The following is a 575-nucleotide window of genomic DNA, read 5'->3' as shown; positions in this document are numbered from 1 at the left end:
GATGCGCGAGAAGAATCCGCTAGTTCACCAGAGCCTTCGGCGGATCCGACGGTTGCTTCGATGATTGAGCAGGCGGCTCAGCAGGGTGCGGACTATGAGCAGGAGGTCGAAGAAGCTGCACAGATGGGTGAGGGCTTCGTACCTTCAGATTTGGAGGATGCTGTGGACACGAGCTTCGTCAACCACGAATTTGATGACGAGATCGAAATCCTTCGCCTTCCCCAATTCGTCATCCAAGAACCCGGATCAGCATTGTTCCCGACCGCTCATGAGGGATACAACGAGCTCAAGCACGAGGCACTAGCCGGTGACTTTGACTTAAAGACGAAAGACATCGACATTGACCTGTCGACGGCCGATGAGCAGATGTACAAGATCGACGTGCGAAAGGACTCCGAGGTTCCTAAAGCCTTCCGGATGTCGAGTACCGATCAGAAATTCATGCGCGAACACTTCTCGAAACTGAGCGTCGAAGGACAAAAGCGCAACACGGCAATCGCCATCTACGATCGGATCAAACCGATCAATTCGATCACTGACTCTGACTTGCGCGCATACATTGTGCGGATGGTTGA

General features: G+C 53.0%; 1 pseudogene. It reads left to right on the top strand.

The window, feature by feature from the left end:
• Positions 1 to 60: 60 nt before the first annotated feature.
• Positions 61 to 575, top strand: a pseudogene (locus HMPREF2975_RS08350) (restriction endonuclease); the annotation flags it as partial.

This window comes from Actinomyces sp. HMSC065F12 (genome assembly GCF_001814535.1).
Taxonomy (GTDB): domain Bacteria; phylum Actinomycetota; class Actinomycetes; order Actinomycetales; family Actinomycetaceae; genus Pauljensenia; species Pauljensenia radingae_A.
The sequence above is the reverse complement of the archived record's forward strand: the minus strand, read 5'-3'. Positions and strand labels throughout refer to the sequence as shown.